Raw genomic sequence first — 17,802 nt, forward strand, 5'->3', positions numbered from 1 at the left:
GCGAGCCATGTTCGCTGATAGCCTTTGTCACTTAACCGCACCGGAGATTGATCAGCCAAGTGTGATCGTTGATCAAAGCCTGAAAAGACAAATCACAATGATCAACCTTTCAGGAACTCACCCCGAAGACTGGCAGGCACAACGTCGGCTGGCCCAAGCCTCACCCCAAATGAGGTTCAATCTTAATTTTGGAATTCACCCTTGGTGGGTGTCCGATGACAAAGCACTCATGAACAACTACATCGATAGGCTGGAGCAAGAGATTCATCTGTGTCATGGGATTGGCGAAATAGGCCTCGATTACGCCAGGGTTAAGACTGAATCTGAGCGAACCCTCCAGCAGGAACTCTTCGCCAAACAACTCGCCATTGCCTGCACTGCAAGCAAGCCAGTGATCATCCACTGTGTAAGAGCTCATCACCATAGCCCTCAGATCCTTCGCAACCACAGTAAATGGGGACTCAGGGGGGCGATTCATGGTTTTAATGGCAATCACAAGATCCTTGATGAATATTTGGACTTAGATCTTTATATCTCTCTTGGCCCACACTCCATCAAATCATTTAGCAAAGGCTGGCTTCCCCACATTCCGGCGAATCGCTTACTTATCGAATCTGACGCCCCCCAACCAAGGCCTGAAGGCCTTTCGACGCCTGATGGAATTTTTGAAATCGCAGAAAAAATGACTCGCTATCGCCAAGAAACTGCTGATCAGTTGCTGACACTTAGCAGGAAAAATTTGTATGATGTCTATAATTTATCAGAATAATCCGAGTTTCCATCGCAGAGGCCAGATTGAATTTCCAAATCGGTTTCATCTTATCTTGCTGCTGGTGCTTAAACGCCTTCAGCCACCCATACCACAACGATCCAGTGCCCCCTTGGGTGCTGATGTCGTCGGTGACATGGACCCCGAAAACACAGATCGCTCACTACAGCTTCACATTGCTACACAATGACTTTATTCGGAGCACAGGTCGAACCTACGAGCAGTACTCAATTTATGATCAGCAGTACATCAGCGAAAATCGTTCTAAGATTTTGCAACACATTAGGCAATCGGTCTCATTACAAAGCTCAGATCATAAGTGTCAACTAAGGCATCAGGGAGTCATAGCCATGGCTCAGGTCCCCATCGATCATCAACTCCGCGCCCCTGCCCATCGAATTCAAATGAAGTTTAGCTGTCCAAAGGCTCCTACTCAGATCAAGAATCGGCTGATACCGAAGGTCTTGCTATCGTCATTGCGTATTATAAGGCTCAGTTGCAAGCAAGAACTACTGGTCTTAGATCAGATAGGGCAGGGCACTCTAGAGCCCCATTGTTTTGATTCGTGATATAATCCACATAGATAACTCGCACGGGAAACAATTGTAGGGGGAGCTGTGAAAACGACTCTCATCATTGGGCTTGGACTCTATTGTTTCTGGCCTCTAGTGGCTGCTAGCAAGACTTGGCAAGAAACAGTGCGATCCACTGGTGCATCCCGTTACGTGGGGCAAGGAAACCCTGACGTCACGAAACATCCCGTGTCTAAGGAACAATGCCTTACCGAACTAGGCGAGAAAAAAATCAAGTACGAGAACGCCGAATTTGAAGCAATCTGCGGCGCCAAGTACATGGCTCCCATTTACAATCCAGCTACAGAATCAGCCAAAGATGCCAAGGCTTGTATCGATCAATTTGAATACCCCAATATCCCATGCGAATACCCAGTGGTCTGGGTAAGAGCCAGCGAAGCAGCTGCCATATGTGAGGCAGAAGGCAAAAGGATCTGTGACGCTCATGAGTGGGAAGGTGCTTGTGCTGGTGCACTCTTGCCTCCAGACTACGACTTCAAGCTGAAAGGGGATTCTGCCAATGCTACCGTTAAGCTAAGACGCAAGGCCCATAACAAATCGAGCCCTCGCAACTGGGCTTATGGACCACAGCGGCAGAAAGGTATTTGTGGTGGCAGCAGTTTCAAACATGAAAAGTGTAACGGTGGCAACTGGAAGGAGTGTGGCTCGAACACCTATCCTGCTGGATACTTTCCCTCTTGTAAGAGCGCTCTTGAAGTGTACGATCAGCATGGTAACGCCGCCGAGCATATGAATCTACCACTGACTGAATCTGAGATGGCTAGCCGAGGAAGCACAACGCTTGGCCACACAGAGATGAAAGGCAGCTGGTTTATCTTCGACAAGTACTACGCCCACCAAGACTGGTGTCGGTGGCGAGCGCCTTACTGGCATGGGACCAAGGTCAAGCACCCCAAAAGCCACCACAATTATCATCTTGGTTTCCGCTGCTGCAAGACAGTCAGCCCTGAGACAAAGCCGGCTAGCAAGTAAGCCTATCTACCATAGATATTAATTATAATTAACCACGCAATATTACCCATCTAGCGCGATCCTAATCTCTACAATGATGGAGGATTAGATGGACCCCTACAGCTATCAATGCTATCGACAATATTTTTCTGATTATATCCAAAAACTTAAGGCACAGCGCTCAAGCCAGTCATTGAGGAGAATTGCTCAGCGATTTGGTATCTCCCCCTCTCGTTTGTCTGAAGTTGTGAATGGTCAAGGGCATCTGAGTATCGCCAGCTTCAGCAAGGCCGTGGAAAGCCTAGACCTTGCTTCAGATGACAAGATGTATCTCTCTGCACTTCATAAAGAAGCAACCACAAAGTCACCCCTCGATCGCCGCAAGGCATCCGATCTCCTTGCTGAGTTACGCTATCATAAATTATTTGAGAGAGTGAATCTTGATGAGCTAGACATAGACTGGCATCACTTCACAATCATGTTTGTTCTTTCAGTGAACCCTTATATCTCCCTAGATCAGATGAGCGAAGCCCTCAACCTTTCGGTTGAGGTGGTTGAAAATGCCTTGCTCAAGCTCCAGCGGATCTCATTTATCAGTCTAGAAGAAGGTCGCTACACTCTTCTCCAACGCCATATTCGAATTCCAGATGCCCATCACTCCCCGGGAATTCGAAACTTTCATCGGGCCATGCTCAGTCGCGCTATTACAGCTTTAAACCAAGTGCCAAGCAATCAGCGATTCTATCAATCTAATATCTTCACCCTGAACAAAGATCGCTATGGTGCTTTGACAAAGAAAATCACTAATTTCCTGAGTGAAGAAAGCCAAAAAGACAAAGGGCAAGATTCGCAGGATGTCTACTGCATCTCGTGCCAACTGTTCCCACTCACCAAGACAAGCATCTCTCTAGATCAAAATACTGCTCTAGAGACCTAAGCCGATTGCTTGAAAAAGAATCTCATAGGTTTCACACTAGTGGATATGTTTGTGGAACCGGAGAAGACTATGAAGGCGATTCGGCTTGGGCTGCTGATACTAGTAGCACTCTTGGAAGGATCTTTTTCGAGCTATGGCAAGCCTTGTAATGCCCCGCCGATTGTTGTCGAAAGCGCGAAGAAAGCGAGTTACGAGGGACTTTGGATTCGTTGGACCGACCACGCTTGCCAACCCCGTGCTGCATTCCTCGTTCACAACGATCGCAAAGATCCCCGAGGTTTGTTTGGTGGCTACCTTCGCGAGTATCAATATGAATTTCAGGGTAAAACGAGGGTATTGAACACAACCCACTACCACTACCCAGGCTTTGGTATGACGATCAACCACTACCAAAACCCTGATGGAACCGGTGGTAGCTCAGCCTCCTCATCACTCTATTTTCGAGGGCAATGGCAGAAATATCTACAAGGGCCTCACCACTATATCCACCAATTCAAGTGGTTGATTAGAATCGGTCGGGTCATGGTACCAACTACCGTCCATTGGTTGTTTCGAACAGGTGTTTCTCACCCCATTTACTCAATATCCTACGATATGCGGCAAATTAAGGACGGCGACCTTATTGCTGACACCAGGAGCCCCTACGGCAATATCAATTGGGATGGAGACGGCAAGAGTATTGTGGATGGAGTCGAGTGGGGCGATCGGTATCGATTTAAAACAACGTCAACCCCCCTGACAATGGCGAGCAGCTGGGATTACACCGAAAAAAACAAAGTACCCTTTGTGCGAGTCTACTCTAGACAGTCCAACGCAATGCAAGCTTCAATTCAAACTCAATTTTGGAGCGAACAGGATGCTGGAGGCTATTGGTTTGGTCGCAACTGGGGTCGTACCTCAAAAAATCGAGAATGCGAGGTTCTCCATAAAATTAGGCGCACCTGCCGCAAAGATGCTGACCCTCATACTATGCCCGAAGTCTGGAACTGGGCCTACCAAACCATCAACTATCAATTTCAAACCGACCCTCACTCGAAACGATTTGCCTGGGGCTCAAACTATGGAGCTTTGGGTCTAAGCAAGTACACAGACATGGGTGGGGGAGAACGGTCGGGTTGGCCAGAACAAAGTTATGCGGTCTTCGTTGTTTTCAGCTCCTTCAGCTCCGGGGGTTTCGAGAGTCTTAAATCCTTCATAGAAAGCAAAGATCAGGTCGAAATCAAGGTTGCCGGGGCAGAGCTCGTAGAGGAAGGTTTTGATGGTGTGGGTCGAGCCACTCGGGTCAGCTATCGTCCCGCTGGCTACGATCATCGTTATGGATCATGGCGGTTGAAAGCAAAGTCCGAGGCTATGAAACTAGACGTCTCAGGGCTCACGACAGATCGCGGCATCACTTTAGTCATCGAAGATTGGCCCACGGCCGACTATCAACTTAAACTGTCTCCGGAAACCCCGGCCTATAGTAGCTACCAACATCAAAGCAAAGAGCTGTGGATTACGGTCCCAGCTGGAAGAGGCAAAAGAAGCATTGAACTTTATCCTTCGAGCAAGCGCATGCCTTAAAAAAACAGTCCACACTCCATCCTTTGAGGGGTGGGATTGCGGCTCAATTTTCTAAAAACTTTTTAGGCTACCTGTGCCATATTTTGCATATTCAATCTGAGGCTTCCCGCGGTAACGGACGTCCCCAACTCCGTAAACATCGACCTTTAAAGTTTTTTCAGCCTGCACATTGACGTCTCCCGTACCTTTGATAGAAACACGGACATTCTGTGCAGCCATCTTTTCTGAAGAAACGTCACCGCTCCCCCAAATATCGATATGCAAGCTTTCTGTTTGCCCCTTTAGCTTCGCCTCACCTGAGCCTTTGATCATGACTTTCATAAATGTGGTTCTAAAAGAACCGAGAACATCGCCAGCTCCGGAAATGTCGATGACAGCTTCCTTTCCAGAAAACTCATCCAGGATATCGACATCTGAACTGCCAAGAATCTCAAGCCGGCTCAGGTCACTCATGTATGCGACAATCTCCACGGACTGGTCGTTCCGGGAGCACTTTTCCTGGTCGATCTCTATTTGGCCGTTGGCAACACTGAAATTCAGGTTCTGTACAAGGTCCTTTGGTCCTTTGATTTCTAGTCGCGGTCGGCTGCTTTTTCTAACCAAGACATCGTGAGGAACCTTGATCACTATTTGGTGGACTGCCTTCAACGATTCTACTCGCGATACTGAGCCTTCCACACCAGGGACACAGTCGAAGATTGCCCAGGCTGAACTTGCCTGCAGGGCAACATATGCCAAAATTAACCAGTTTTTCATCTCCACTCCTTCCAGTTTGATGGTCGAACTTAGCGTAGTTTACCCTGGAGGATCAAGGCTTGGATTGAAAATTTGCTGAGCCATACTAATCATGGAGTTTAGGGTTTTGTCCTATGATGCTTGATGAACTTCACAAGCTTTGGAAACACATCGCGATCAGCAGCACGGCCCATAAAGATATCTTGATGGCCATAGCCGCGAAACTCTTCGTACTCCACCTCACACTTATGGTTAAGTTGACGTAGTTCATCGTGAGTCTTTAAGTTAGAGCTAGGGAAGATCTTGTTATCTCTACCAGACACAAGAAGCGTCGGCGGCAGGTTCACTGAAGCTGCTGCATCCAGATAATTCCGAGGCAGGGCACGATGGGTGATGTAAGGTACCGCAGAACCTTCTACCACCATCTTTCGAATGTGACGAAAGTAATGCATAGAAGTGCCTCCGAAAAGATCTGCCAAGCGGCTATGAGTCACAGGGCTTAGATTGCGATGTTGATAAGCTGCCGGATTCCCCCACCCCCACATGAAGCTAATCATATGGCATGCAGCAGCATCACACTCAGGATGGGTCAAGGATACCAAGCGACTCAACCATCGCCCTGGAGTATAGGGTGGGTAATTGGGAAAGTCAGGGGAAATGTAGGTATACCGCAGGATGTATTCCATCACACCAGGGGCAAACAAGAGCTTGGCCTTGGCCATGGGGTGAACCGATGGTGACAGGGACACGCTATTCGATACAACACTTGCCAATCCCGCTGTGCGCCCACAGGCTAACGAGCACATAAGGGCAATTGAACCAACACAGTGAGCCACGGCATGAATCGCAACATCTGGCCCCACCATGTGGCGAATAGAATTGACTGCTGCAGGAATATCGTAAAGCGCTACATGATCGATGCTATAGCGATGAACTTGCAAATTATAGGGGAAACGCCGACTACCACGCCAATCGAGAGACCAAACATCCTCGAAGCCGTTGTCGAGCAGGTACTGCACAAAGTTATAATGCTCAGGCATCATAAACATATCGGTCGAGGTGGTTAAGCCATGGATCAACAAAACAATATTCTTGCTTTTTTTCCGTTGAAATCGGGTCAAAGTCAATCCCAAGCCATCCTTGGTATTGAATGGATGGATCGAGATATCCACGTCCTGGACCCCTTCCACCGTATTGGTAGGGATGATGTGCTTCTCCCACATCTCTGGCTCTGACTCCCAGAGCTTATCGCGATAGGGGTCCCAGTAGCGACGATACATCATTTCATTGAAGCGGCACACAGCATTGGATCGCAGCCACCGGCTGGGCCCAGAACTCCTATAGGTGGTCATCTGCTTGGCGAAGGCATCCTCATCGGTATCCATGGTGCCGCGAAACTTGGCGTTGTCAATATTGGGATCACCTTCAATCGAGCCTTCATAGATATCAAAATATAGGGTCGATATATCACTCCAGCTGACATTCTCAGGGCCACGAAAAAACTTTTTATAGCCGATCATCGTATATTTACGATCATCTGTTGTTTCAAACTGCGCACGATATTCTAAGATGCTTTGCCCTGCCAAGACGCGGTCGTGATAGTTGCTGGTCTTCAACACTATCTCACCGCTGGTCACCATCATCCGCCCACCTAGTTTGGGACTGTCCACAGAACCAGAGATTTTCGCCTGCCCTTCCGGCTTGCGGATAAAATCATCGACATCGCTAATATTGATTCGAAACATGACTTTAATTTTATTCTTAAGCGACTGGCCTTGGTCCGCAGCATCCATATAACTTTGCGGCTGATCGATCGGCCCACGGGAGAAGCTTTCCATATTTGCATAAAACCCTCGGATTTCTTCACTGTATTCGAGGGATATCTTCTGACCTGCTTCCATGAAACCTCCCCACTTAGCCTTTTAAGACTCATATGTAATATTATCAAGGGCGACGCAGCATAAATCAAACTTCCATATAAGTTCAAAAATACTTAGAATACCCCTAATTTCACCCAAGCAAATCGAATTTTGAATTCTTTCCTTAAAAAGTAAGCATCCAATCACAATAGTATATCCATCGATTTTCACTAAAATTTAAATTTTATTTTAAACAAATAAAAAATCCCACCGATCACCCATTCCGAGGTCGAAAGACCAATTTTGTTTTAGAGGGAGACCAAGAATATGAGACTGTTTGCCTGGTGGCGAATCATGCCGCCATTGGTCGCATTTTGTCCTTTTTTAGGCAGTTGCGACTCCACCCAACAAGTAGCAACCAATAAACGATCCGTTGTAGCTATCGAAGGCGATGTCCTCGAAGGCGACACCAATCAGGTTGCAGACAACACCAATGGCTTCACCAAAAGCTTTAAGGAGGGCTTTTATGTTCTGATGCAACAGAACTGTGGGGACTGCCATAACACCACAGAACCGACCTTTACTCATGCAAATAGCGATATCGCTCTCGATGTCACACGGAAGTGGATATCGCAAGCACCAGGATTCGAAGGTCAACCTTTGGTAAATTTTTCGGAGGTTCAGAAAAGTCGATTGGTAAGTATTTTGGCTAAGGATGCTCACTATTGCTGGAGTTCTGATTGTGGTAGCGACGCCAAGGCCATGGAAACGGCGATCAAAGTTTGGGACTTTCAAGCATCCACTGTGGAAACAGCAACATCTCCAAACGTAATCAATGATGATGTTGTCGATGACGATGTTCCCGATGATACTCCACCCAATAACGATGATACTCCACCTAATAACGATGATACACCCCAAAACCCTGATCCAGGTAACGGCGGGGGCTACGACGATGATGGCAGTTGGGATGGGGGACACGTGGATAATCCTTACGAAGACCCCTATTACGACTATGATGGGACCGGCTATGTACACATCGAAACGAATTGCGCCTGTAAGAATAAACATCAAATTTGCCACACCAAAGCGGATCTCGATATCTATATTCTCGATAAAGAAACGGGGCAAGCTCTCTGGGGTTGTGAGACTCACCGAGTGGTGATGGACAATATGTGTTCATTTACAGTCGTTCTTGGCAAAGACAAAAAGATACCTCTCGATGTTATCAAACGCCCGGCCAATTCTATGAAGTTCATGCTCACTGATGGTCGCGGCAAGCAGTATGTTCCCTTTCATGCTCCCTTCCATCACGGTCGCGTTGGCCCAAGAGGTTCCGAAGGCCCGAGAGGACCAAAGGGGGAAACTGGGTCTCAGGGACCTCGTGGTTATAAAGGCGACAAGGGGGATAAAGGCGACCGCGGTGAACGAGGCTACAAAGGAGACAAAGGAGATAAAGGGGATAAGGGCGATCGCGGCTACTCTTGTACCGTACGCGGTACTACTCTTTACTGCGAAGACGGGACCATGGCAAACGTCAAGGGACCAAAGGGGGAAACTGGCCCAAAAGGCGACAAAGGCGACAAAGGCGATAAGGGTGAAAAGGGCGATAAGGGTATAAAGGGCGATAAAGGCTACTCTTGTACGATCCAAGGTTACACTGTGATGTGCGAAGACGGAACGTCAGCCGTTGTCCTAGGACCCAAAGGGGACAAAGGTGATATGGGCCCTCGTGGTTATCAAGGAACCAAAGGGGACAAAGGCGACAAAGGTGACAAGGGCGACAAGGGCGATAAGGGTGATATCGGACCTCAAGGACCTATGGGCCCTCAAGGAGAGAAGGGCGAAAAAGGCGACAAGGGTGATAAGGGAGATAAAGGTGATATTGGACCACAAGGACCCATGGGCCCTCAGGGAGAGAAGGGCGAAAAAGGCGACCAGGGAGAACCTGGGCCTCGTGGGCCTCGTGGTGAAACTGGACCTCCTGGACCAGAAGGACCGCAGGGACCTCCTGGACCTCCTGGTGGCTCGGGCGACGATGACATCTAAGAAGATGTATCGTCGTAAACACAGGCTTTAGGCAGGCAAACAGTCGAAGGCTCATTTGAGCCTTGGCTCCAGCTGAAAGTCACAGGAAGGGGGAAAAGGGCCCCCCTTCCTCTTTCAAAAAGATAGCAACTTTCAATACTTAGCTAATTGTTTCAAAAACACCAGCATCTACCTTAAAGCAAGCCTCCAAAGGCTTTAGAGATTCCTACATCAGTTCAGTAAGTTAATTCATACAATAAAGTCACAAATGAATTACTCCGTACCGATTTATAGATTTCAACACGACTCAGATTAGATGAGGTTCTATCGATGAATTTAAGATTCGCGCTCGTATCATTCAGTGCACCAATACTCTTGCTTGCCAGTTGTGGAGGAAAAAACGGCAAAAAAGTTGAATACAAGCGCGATATATCTGGAGTCAGCGCTTACTTCTCTGACGATTTCGTTGATGTCAACGTCAACTCCAATAACCGTGATACCCCTCCTGGATTGCGTCTTGCAAGCCCTGACGCTTTTAAATATACAGTTACCGGCTGTATCTCAGGATATGAAATTCTTACGGGTGATCAGGATGATACCAACTTCCAAGTTCAAAGTGGTGACGTAAACTGTGTCTTCAGGCTTACAGAGCTTACTGTCAACAGTACCGTATATGATCTTTCAGGAGTATCTACATGGAGTGGCGGTTCGGTGTTCACCGTCACAAACGGTGCCAACGAACTTCATGTAGTGGTCGCAAAGCAGCTACCGAACACCATTAGCGGGGACTCCAACGTTACTATTTCCTATGGAAGTCTCGGCCAAGGCACCGATGGTTCCATTACTGCTAACCAAGGCACGAACCTTAGTATCTCCGGTGATAGCATCGACCTGGACCTAAGCAGCTCTTCGGCAACAGTCGATGGAGCCACAGGCAATGGTATTTTCACTTTCGACCTCGACTGTGATACAACTATCAGTTTAGGAACATGCAATAGTATTGACCTTGCTGGTCTGGTTGTAAGTCTGGACAACAATTCAGGGGGCAATGACCTCGACCTAGCAACATGCCAAGCCCTTGCCCAGACAGGCGGCACAAGCTTGCATGTCGGAGCTGATGGGACAACCACGAGTTCCACGCAACAATTTACCGGGCCGGGTGTTATGTTTGATACTGACTACCAGAGCCTAGTTCTCACCATATACGATGATACCAGCAAGAGCTGTAAGTATTTCAAAATCCAAATTCAGCCCTAGGTTCGAGCATGTACCTCATGGAAGACATCCGATTCGAGCATCTTAGTCACACTTCTCAGCCAACACCTTCGATTGGTCTTCGCTCGGACAGGCGATAACTTCGTTGCCATCTAAGACAAGCCTAAAATTCACACTATCCAAACTGCTAAGGGAAAGTAAAGGCGTAATATCCTCGATTAAATTACCGCTTAGATCGAGCTTAACAACTTGCGGAATGTTATCCACAAAACTCAGGTCGACGACCTCATTTGAGGACAAATCAAGTTCATCTAGCTTTTTAAGTTGAGGAAAACCTGAGAGGTCCGAAAGTTTATTGTTGGCTAGGGAAAGATAAGTTAACTGCGCAAGGCTTGCCTCAGACAAGAAGTCCGCATTTTCAAGATTGGCTCCAGCCACCTTGAGCCGGTATAAAGAAGTAATACCTTTCACAGAAGATAAATTTTGAGCCCCATCCCCTGTGATATAAAGAGCCTCCAAGTCAAGTGCTGCAACAGCAGCCACATCAAGATTGCTTCCATCAACTTCTAACCACTTGAGTGCTTCTAGACTCAAAACCGGCGTGAAATCCGCCACGGCATTGCCTGCTAGTTTTAAGGTGGATAGGCTGTCTGCCATGGCCACTATCGGGTTTATATCCATCACTCTGTTGTTCGAAACATCCAGAAGCTCAAGATCTAGGTCGCGAACAAATGAAATATCTTCGATCTCGTTGCCTTGAGCATAAAGCGATATCAGATTGGGCAGGCCTGAAACCGAACTCAGATCTGTAAGGCCCCTTTCGTCAAGCCATATTACCGTAGCTTCACCAGCTTTTTCAGCCATGCCTTCACAGCTGTCGGCATTTAAGTGCTCCATCAAAGCATCGATCGTCTTTGCTACTTGTTCACTGGGAGCCTTTTCACAATCTTTATACACCGTCAGATCTTTCGCGTTGAAAACGACACTTTCTGGAGCGTTGAGGTTGAGATCCTCGTCGCCCTTGTTTCCGTCATCATTTGATTTACCGCACGATATCATTAGACCGAGCAAAAAAAGAGTTGTGATTCTCAAGACCTACCTCATCTTAAAGTGAGTACTTTTAACTAAAACATCGGGACATTATCAAAAATGGTTTGAAACGTACAGACATAATAAAAGCCAGTTTTCGAAGTGATTTTCAGACAAGAGGGTATCAATTTTTTGCTCTTATCGAGTGTCGTTTCTTAGATACATTAGTTTCGTTTTTGTAGGATAGTATTCTATTCAAGTATTTGCTTTTCTAAGTCAAGAAGTGATGAAAACCTTTCCGTTCCCCTGAAGCTTAGAGCAATCCATGGAGATCGTCAGCTGACACCTATCCTTAACGCACGACTCATGCTTGGCAAGGCAGGCATATTCGCAGCGTTCACTGGCTTTAGACTCCACCGCGGCTATGAAAAATGCTGGCGTTTGCTGTGCTTACGACCCGATGTTGGACTCGAACCTATGCAGAACCCTTCGATTGCTCCTCACGCTCAGCCACTCCGAATGGCTGACTTTTTTTAAGATCTTCAAATCGGGCATAGTGATAGTTGAGTTTTTGAGACAGGCTTGAGGAAAGCGGGCGCCACACCCAAAGCTCTTCTAAGCTTTGAATATCAAATTTTTCTTTGATAAAGTCCCGATCGTTGTTCGCTAGGTTCTGATTGATCTGATCGTCTTTTATGGGAACGATCACTTGCTCGCCATAACGAAACACAAACGAATGCGGTCGATACTGCCAGCAACCTTGGGAGTCTTTTTCTAAAGCACAGGTTTGTTCGATTTCTTGAAGGGTTTGTCCGTAAAAACTCTCATGGATAAAGATCTCTCCTGTCAGGAGATTCGCAAAGACGGCTTGGCGATCATCCAATGGGAGTCTTGAGAACTTATCGATTTTACGGTCCAGTTCACTGGTTTTTGCAGATTTGGGAGTCGATCGCTTTTTGAAGGCAATCACCGCACCAAGGACCAGACCACTAAAGGCTATCAGAATGACAAACCACTCCATAGAGTCTCCTGAATAAAAATCTACGGGCTACTTATCAATTCGGAATATCTAGCCTCAAACCTTAGTGGTATTTCGCAGTTCCAAGCGCAAGAGGGCGAAACTTGCCAAGACGAAAAGAAAGCATAGGCCATGATACCAGGAGATATTTTCTTGCCACATAAAGTAGGCGCCGATGACCGCGAAAACGGGCTCTGATAGGGTCGCTGCTGAAACCCAGGAGGCTGGTACATAATTTAACGCATAGTTGAAGGAGGTATGGCCTAAAATTGTTGGAAAACAGGCCAGAAGCACAAAGCAAAGCCAGTTAGAGCTTGAGTATTCGATTAGCGGCAAGCCAACGATAGCCAGGATCAAAAAGCTCAGCAAGGCGGCAGTTCCATAACATACACTAGTGTATTCCCAGGTATTAAATGAGCTACGAGCTACTTTGCCGAGGATAAAATAGATGGCAAACATCAGTGTCGATGTCAATCCACTCATGAGCCCCACCAGGTCGTGGGAGCCAATCGCAAAGGAAGACACCTCCCCTTTAAGGATCGCCAGCAAACCGAGCAGCGAGGCCCCCACTGCAAAGAAAAAATATCGGCCCATGACGCGCTTGAAAACAATAAGCTCTAATAAGGCTACAAATATTGGATTAAGACCAAACAGCAAAGTCGCATTAGCAACGGTTGTTTTCTGAACCGCATAGATCCAGGTAAAAAAATGCAGAGCCAGGGCGATGCCAGCACCAATACCCCATGCAAGAGACGACCGTTGTGAAAAAATCTTTCTTAGGGAAACCCTGCCAAAAACCCCAAGGACAATGGTAGCCAGGGTTAAACGCCAAGCTGTCATAGCCATAGGACTAGCATCACCGATTCTTATAATATTCGCTGATTGACTTGCGGTGAGAACGCCTAAGCCTAAAATCAGATACACCTTAACTGAATTCATCGAGTCTCCTGTTGAGAAACCGCTACTTTAGGAGGGTTCCTTCCTGCAAGCAATCCGTCATCCTCACCTACCTAGTCCGAGGAGCATGGCTCCCGTGAACGGATCAATAGCTATCGCGGTGCCGTTGAATCCAAAATAAACAAGTAGTTACAATACAACATACCAAAATCGCAGGGGGCTCAAGCCTCTCCTTATAAATACATTGAGGTACGATTCACAAGTCTCGATGAGCTTGGGTGACGGCGGAACAGGAACGTAGGTAAACATATGACCAAGTCCTTGTTAGAGAAGCTAGCCATTCCCCTCCAACTAGCTAAATTCGTGGGGAGCCTGTATGATTTCTGGGTTGAAGTCGTTGTTAAGCCGGATGAAGACGACGTCCATTAATCACCGAAGGAGCTGCTCTCTACCATGAATCGCATGACACCCGATCAAGCCAAGCAGTGGACTGGTCTGAAAGAAGGCAAACTCAATCGCTGCCCAGACATGAAAAACTGTGTCTGCTCACAGCATCAAGATAAGTTCTATATAGAGCCATTTAAAGTTGCAGGGGACAACCCTCTCTACAAAGTGCGTCAGCTAGTAGCCTCAAGCGATGGCTATAAGATTGAAGCTGACTCAGGCAACTATCTCCATGTTACCTACACCAGCGGCTTGATGAAGTTTGTGGACGATGTGGAGTTTCTAGCTGAGCCGGATAAAGGCTTGATTCACGTTCGCTCAGCCTCACGGCTTGGCTACTGGGATCTTGGCGCTAACCGCAAACGTGTCGAAGATCTCCGCAAGAAGTTAGAGAGCTGATTTGTCAGCCTCGTGACTAAGAAGCCCATCGAGATCCTCATGATCGAATAACTTGACCTTATCGACGATGGGCACTCCCTTGGGCAAGTTCTTGCGAATCTTTCTTGGGTCGTGCCCAGTCATCACTACAACTGGAATGCCAAGGCTGATACATGAGTTAACCACGGATCGCCCATCACCCAAGCGCATATCGTAGTCTGTCAAGACCAGATCAAAATTTTCAGAATGGAGTAGGTAGGTAGCTTCGGTGCCACTGTCCATCAAGGTCAATCGATGATTGTCCCCAAAGCAGTTTTCAATCGCTTCGCGAATGGCAAACTCGTCATCAACCACCAAGACATGCTTCATAGCCGCATCCACCCTTCCAGTTATGTCGCACTGTAAGATATACCCTGAGTGTAACAAACCAAAGTATACCCAATGATATTCAGGAGTCCAAAAAAACATTTGGGGCACTAGGCTTGGCAAGCTTGCAGATAACACCTCAAACCATGAATTTCAGACACCGGATATATGAGACCGGCTTCAGATTACCACCAATAATGTGAATAAGACAAGTTTAGCGTCGGCTGATCACATCACGGTGATAGTAGTCAACCTCAATAAACTCGGGGCTTGTAGGAAAGTCGTAGCTGTGCAAACCCGATAATCCAGGCTTTCCTGATCGCAACCAAGTTTGAATCCACAGCTCTTTCAAGGTGTCGGCTGCAAGGGCTAACTGCTCCACTGCAAATTGGTGATAAGCTTTGGCGACAGACTCAGGTGACTTGCGCTTAGTTTTTTGCATCGGCTTATATTCTTCTAGGAGCGAGTGCTTGCGATCCAGCTGCAGCAAGTCTTCGACCCGGACATGAGACGTCAGTGCTAGACCATAGGCCATTTCCAGATAGTTTTCTGGTTTGTGAGCACCGAGAACTTGCCGCTTAAATGGCTCTCTATCTTTGGCGTAATTAAAGACTTCGGCCTTAAGACTCAAGTCAAACGCATCGACAACCCGGGACTCAAAAAAGCTGTGCAACCCATTTTGCTTGCTTAGCTGGCCGTCATAGTTTGACGAGGTATGCAAAGGATTACCAAGGTCACCGACGAAGTGAGAAAGCAAACCCATTTCCAAAAGTGCTTTGTTCAAACGCTCGACTTGCTCACTCCTTTTAAAAGACTTGCTCTTCGGATTCTGCATCGCCATCTCCCTAAGATAGGCTTCTATGCGCGTTGCAAGTTGATTGACCCGAAATGTTACATGACCAGCGCGACGAAGCTTTTCCTTCATATTGTCACCAGCCGGACAAACATCTTGGTGTTCGGCGCAGTTCTTTTTAATATTTGCTTCAAGTGCTGCTATGGTCATGGGAACCACAGCCATGGACGGCTTCTTGCCTTTGGGATAAACGAACTCTAAATCGATGAAGTGGGTCGGTGCATTCTCTTGCACCACAAAATTATTACCCCCGCGCCACACGGTATCAGGTGTATTGGCGAGATGGGCTAGCATATGCTCTTTGGAAACCATCAGCTTCGCGAAGTCTTCAGAAACTCTCGGGTCCTCTGCTAGCAATCTTGCCGCTACAATGGTGATCACCTCGTGACCCCGTTGGCCCCACGCAAACAGCGGGCTATGAATACTTGCAAAGCCTAATACAAAGACAAGCAGACTCACGAAAAATCGATTCAAGACGAACTCCTTGATGCTAAACCCAAACGATACGGCAGCCCATACATTGCATATTTTTGTCCAAAAGTCTCTGGAAACCAAAATTTCGCTATAAGTCTTGAATTTTTTGGGATAAAAATTCTCCCAGACTTTACGAGATCTTTTTCAAATTTACACCTGGCGAGATCTATAAACCTCCCATTCGAAAATTTGAGTTCGCTAGTAAGCAACTGAAATCACCTATTTTTAGAAGCTTCTGGGACGCCCTAGGTGATTTGAACCATGGACTTATCGCAATGGTAACCCAAAGAAAGGAGATCGTGATGTCGATTTCAAGACGAACACTTTTTGCCACAGGTGCCGCAACCGTAGGCACAATGAGCGGCTTAGGCTCGATGGTCGCTGCTGCCGCTCCTAAGAAAGGCAAAGCAGGAAAAGCCTGTCGACCCATCCGAGGCTACGGCAGGCTTTTAAAGGACCCCATGGGACTGCTCGATTTGCCCAAAGGTTTTCAGTATCGCATTCTTTCTAAAGAAAAAGACGCTCTCACAGAGGGGGCTATCGTTCCCTCCAGTCATGATGGAATGGCAGCATTTTCCGCAGGTCCTGGCAAAACATATTTGGTGAGAAACCACGAGCTAGAGCCTGAAGATATTGTGGAAGAAAGTCTCACCCCTGTCGAGCACATTGCTGGAACAGTTTACGATCCAGAGGCCAAGGCTGGTGGTACAACAACCTTGCTGGTGGATCAAGACCGTCGGCTTATCAAAGACTTTATCAGCCTATCAGGTACGTTAAACAACTGCGCAGGTGGTAAAACACCTTGGTATACTTGGCTAAGCTGCGAAGAAGATTCCAGCACTCTAGGAAAACCTCACGGCTACGTGTTCGAAGTTGATCCAAGAGGCATAGGAAACCCTGAACCCATCATCGCCATGGGTCGTTTCGATCACGAAGCAGTGTGTTTCGATCGTGATGGACTCGCCTACCTTACCGAGGATGCAGACTCCCCATTCGGGTGCTTCTATCGCTTCACTCCAACGGAACTCTTTGGTGGTATCGGGAGTCTTCATAAAGGTGGAAGTCTAGCGGCGATGGCCGTGGCTGGGCTGGGAAAAACCGACTTGTCCATCATCCAAACCCAGGGAATCTGCTTACCAGTCACATGGATTCCTGTTCCCAATGTGAATCCCACTGATAAAGAAATTCCAGTCAGAGAGCAGATGTTCGGCCTAGGAGCGACTCCGATTCCCAAGGCAGAGGGAACGTGGCTTGGAAATGATGGCAATATTTGGTTCGTTTCCAGCCGCGGAGATGGCCCCGAAGCCGAAGACGCTGAAGACATCAGCGCCGCCCTGCATAGTGGTCAAATATGGAAGTACAACCCATATCAACAGACCATCGAACTTATTGCGCTGATTCCTAAAGGTTCACCATATGACGAGCCAGACAATATCACAGCTGGTCCCCATGGATTTGCAGTTGCGTGTACCGATGGCGACGATGATCAATGGTTAATCGGCGTTACTGATGAAGGTAAAGTTTTTCCATTTGGCTTTAATGCCCTCAATGATGAGGAATTTGCTGGTGCAACCTTTGCACCGGATGGTCAAACTCTATTCGTTAATCTTCAAGGACCTCCTGGCATCACATTTGCGATCTGGGGGCCCTGGCAACGCTAAAAATACAGCTTTTCCTGACATAAGAGCAAGTC

Annotated in this window: 16 protein-coding genes; 9 read left to right on the forward strand and 7 right to left on the reverse strand. The window is 47.3% G+C overall.

The annotated features are described in order from the left end of the window. Positions 1–7: 7 nt before the first annotated feature. The 5 genes from B9N89_RS08075 (at position 8) to B9N89_RS08095 (ending at position 4,813) form a co-directional block, all read left to right on the forward strand. Positions 8–769 carry a TatD family hydrolase gene (locus tag B9N89_RS08075; RefSeq protein ID WP_132317563.1) on the forward strand — a complete coding sequence of 254 codons (762 nt, stop codon included), beginning with the start codon at positions 8–10 and terminating at the stop codon, positions 767–769. A 26-nt stretch (positions 770–795) separates the two neighbouring features. Beyond that, complete coding sequence (locus B9N89_RS08080) at positions 796–1,338, forward strand: hypothetical protein (protein ID WP_132317561.1); 543 nt, start codon at positions 796–798, stop codon at positions 1,336–1,338. 48 nt (positions 1,339–1,386) lie between these two features. After that, positions 1,387–2,334, forward strand: a complete 948-nt coding sequence (locus B9N89_RS08085; protein WP_132317559.1) for an SUMF1/EgtB/PvdO family nonheme iron enzyme — start codon at positions 1,387–1,389, stop codon at positions 2,332–2,334. Between the two features lie 88 nt (positions 2,335–2,422). Beyond that, a complete protein-coding gene (locus B9N89_RS08090; RefSeq protein WP_132317557.1) occupies positions 2,423–3,250 on the forward strand; it encodes a TIGR02147 family protein in 828 nt (275 codons plus the stop codon). Positions 3,251–3,319: 69 nt separating this feature from the next. Beyond that, a complete protein-coding gene (locus tag B9N89_RS08095) occupies positions 3,320–4,813 on the forward strand; it encodes a hypothetical protein (RefSeq protein ID WP_132317555.1) in 1,494 nt (497 codons plus the stop codon). Positions 4,814–4,864: 51 nt separating this feature from the next. On the opposite strand, the gene B9N89_RS08100 is transcribed toward B9N89_RS08095, so the two are convergent. Both B9N89_RS08100 and B9N89_RS31690 read right to left on the reverse strand, forming a co-directional pair. Then, a complete protein-coding gene (locus tag B9N89_RS08100) occupies positions 4,865–5,569 on the reverse strand; it encodes a head GIN domain-containing protein (protein ID WP_132317553.1) in 705 nt (234 codons plus the stop codon). A gap of 98 nt (positions 5,570–5,667) precedes the next feature. Beyond that, positions 5,668–7,449, reverse strand: coding sequence for an alpha/beta hydrolase (locus tag B9N89_RS31690; protein ID WP_200820682.1), 1,782 nt, complete (start codon positions 7,447–7,449; stop codon positions 5,668–5,670). A 285-nt stretch (positions 7,450–7,734) separates the two neighbouring features. On the opposite strand from B9N89_RS31690, the gene B9N89_RS08110 reads away from it, so the two are divergent. Together B9N89_RS08110 and B9N89_RS08115 are read left to right on the forward strand one after the other, a co-directional pair. Further along, positions 7,735–9,456, forward strand: a complete 1,722-nt coding sequence (locus tag B9N89_RS08110; RefSeq protein ID WP_132317551.1) for a collagen-like domain-containing protein — start codon at positions 7,735–7,737, stop codon at positions 9,454–9,456. A gap of 309 nt (positions 9,457–9,765) precedes the next feature. Next, entirely contained in the window at positions 9,766–10,692 is a 927-nt protein-coding gene (locus tag B9N89_RS08115) for a hypothetical protein (protein ID WP_132317549.1), read from the forward strand. Positions 10,693–10,734: 42 nt separating this feature from the next. Here B9N89_RS08115 and B9N89_RS08120 read toward each other — a convergent pair whose 3' ends face one another. From B9N89_RS08120 to B9N89_RS08130, 3 genes are all read right to left on the reverse strand, one after another. Beyond that, positions 10,735–11,742 carry a leucine-rich repeat domain-containing protein gene (locus B9N89_RS08120; protein ID WP_132317547.1) on the reverse strand — a complete coding sequence of 336 codons (1,008 nt, stop codon included), beginning with the start codon at positions 11,740–11,742 and terminating at the stop codon, positions 10,735–10,737. 412 nt (positions 11,743–12,154) lie between these two features. Next, positions 12,155–12,700: a hypothetical protein gene (locus B9N89_RS08125; RefSeq protein WP_132317545.1), complete on the reverse strand. Its 546-nt coding sequence runs from the start codon at positions 12,698–12,700 to the stop codon at positions 12,155–12,157. 54 nt (positions 12,701–12,754) lie between these two features. After that, positions 12,755–13,636: a DMT family transporter gene (locus B9N89_RS08130; protein WP_132317543.1), complete on the reverse strand. Its 882-nt coding sequence runs from the start codon at positions 13,634–13,636 to the stop codon at positions 12,755–12,757. 411 nt (positions 13,637–14,047) lie between these two features. Between B9N89_RS08130 and B9N89_RS08135 the strand changes: the two genes are divergently transcribed. Beyond that, a complete protein-coding gene (locus tag B9N89_RS08135) occupies positions 14,048–14,437 on the forward strand; it encodes a DUF1499 domain-containing protein (protein ID WP_200820683.1) in 390 nt (129 codons plus the stop codon). Here B9N89_RS08135 and B9N89_RS08140 read toward each other — a convergent pair. Together B9N89_RS08140 and B9N89_RS08145 are read right to left on the reverse strand one after the other, a co-directional pair. Next, entirely contained in the window at positions 14,426–14,785 is a 360-nt protein-coding gene (locus tag B9N89_RS08140) for a response regulator (protein ID WP_159455234.1), read from the reverse strand. The two genes, B9N89_RS08135 and B9N89_RS08140, sit on opposite strands and share 12 nt — an antisense overlap. Positions 14,786–14,996: 211 nt before the next feature. Further along, entirely contained in the window at positions 14,997–16,109 is a 1,113-nt protein-coding gene (locus B9N89_RS08145) for a S1/P1 nuclease (protein ID WP_159455235.1), read from the reverse strand. 302 nt (positions 16,110–16,411) lie between these two features. On the opposite strand from B9N89_RS08145, the gene B9N89_RS08150 reads away from it, so the two are divergent. After that, on the forward strand, positions 16,412–17,770 hold the full coding sequence (locus B9N89_RS08150) for an alkaline phosphatase PhoX (protein ID WP_132317537.1): 1,359 nt from the start codon (positions 16,412–16,414) through the stop codon (positions 17,768–17,770). Positions 17,771–17,802 lie beyond the last annotated feature (32 nt).

The organism is Pseudobacteriovorax antillogorgiicola (assembly GCF_900177345.1).
GTDB lineage: Bacteria > Bdellovibrionota_B > Oligoflexia > Oligoflexales > Oligoflexaceae > Pseudobacteriovorax > Pseudobacteriovorax antillogorgiicola.

Excerpts from the sequence above, each read along its gene's own strand:
- B9N89_RS08075 (WP_132317563.1), top strand. The coding sequence starts at position 8 with ATGTTCGCTGATAGCCTTTGTCACTTAACCGCACCGGAGATTGATCAG.
- B9N89_RS08090 (WP_132317557.1), top strand. The coding sequence starts at position 2,423 with ATGGACCCCTACAGCTATCAATGCTATCGACAATATTTTTCTGATTAT.
- B9N89_RS08095 (WP_132317555.1), top strand. The coding sequence starts at position 3,320 with ATGAAGGCGATTCGGCTTGGGCTGCTGATACTAGTAGCACTCTTGGAA.
- B9N89_RS08100 (WP_132317553.1), bottom strand. The coding sequence starts at position 5,569 with ATGAAAAACTGGTTAATTTTGGCATATGTTGCCCTGCAGGCAAGTTCA.
- B9N89_RS31690 (WP_200820682.1), bottom strand. The coding sequence starts at position 7,449 with ATGGAAGCAGGTCAGAAGATATCCCTCGAATACAGTGAAGAAATCCGA.
- B9N89_RS08110 (WP_132317551.1), top strand. The coding sequence starts at position 7,735 with ATGAGACTGTTTGCCTGGTGGCGAATCATGCCGCCATTGGTCGCATTT.
- B9N89_RS08115 (WP_132317549.1), top strand. The coding sequence starts at position 9,766 with ATGAATTTAAGATTCGCGCTCGTATCATTCAGTGCACCAATACTCTTG.
- B9N89_RS08125 (WP_132317545.1), bottom strand. The coding sequence starts at position 12,700 with ATGGAGTGGTTTGTCATTCTGATAGCCTTTAGTGGTCTGGTCCTTGGT.
- B9N89_RS08130 (WP_132317543.1), bottom strand. The coding sequence starts at position 13,636 with ATGAATTCAGTTAAGGTGTATCTGATTTTAGGCTTAGGCGTTCTCACC.
- B9N89_RS08135 (WP_200820683.1), top strand. The coding sequence starts at position 14,048 with ATGAATCGCATGACACCCGATCAAGCCAAGCAGTGGACTGGTCTGAAA.
- B9N89_RS08140 (WP_159455234.1), bottom strand. The coding sequence starts at position 14,785 with ATGAAGCATGTCTTGGTGGTTGATGACGAGTTTGCCATTCGCGAAGCG.
- B9N89_RS08150 (WP_132317537.1), top strand. The coding sequence starts at position 16,412 with ATGTCGATTTCAAGACGAACACTTTTTGCCACAGGTGCCGCAACCGTA.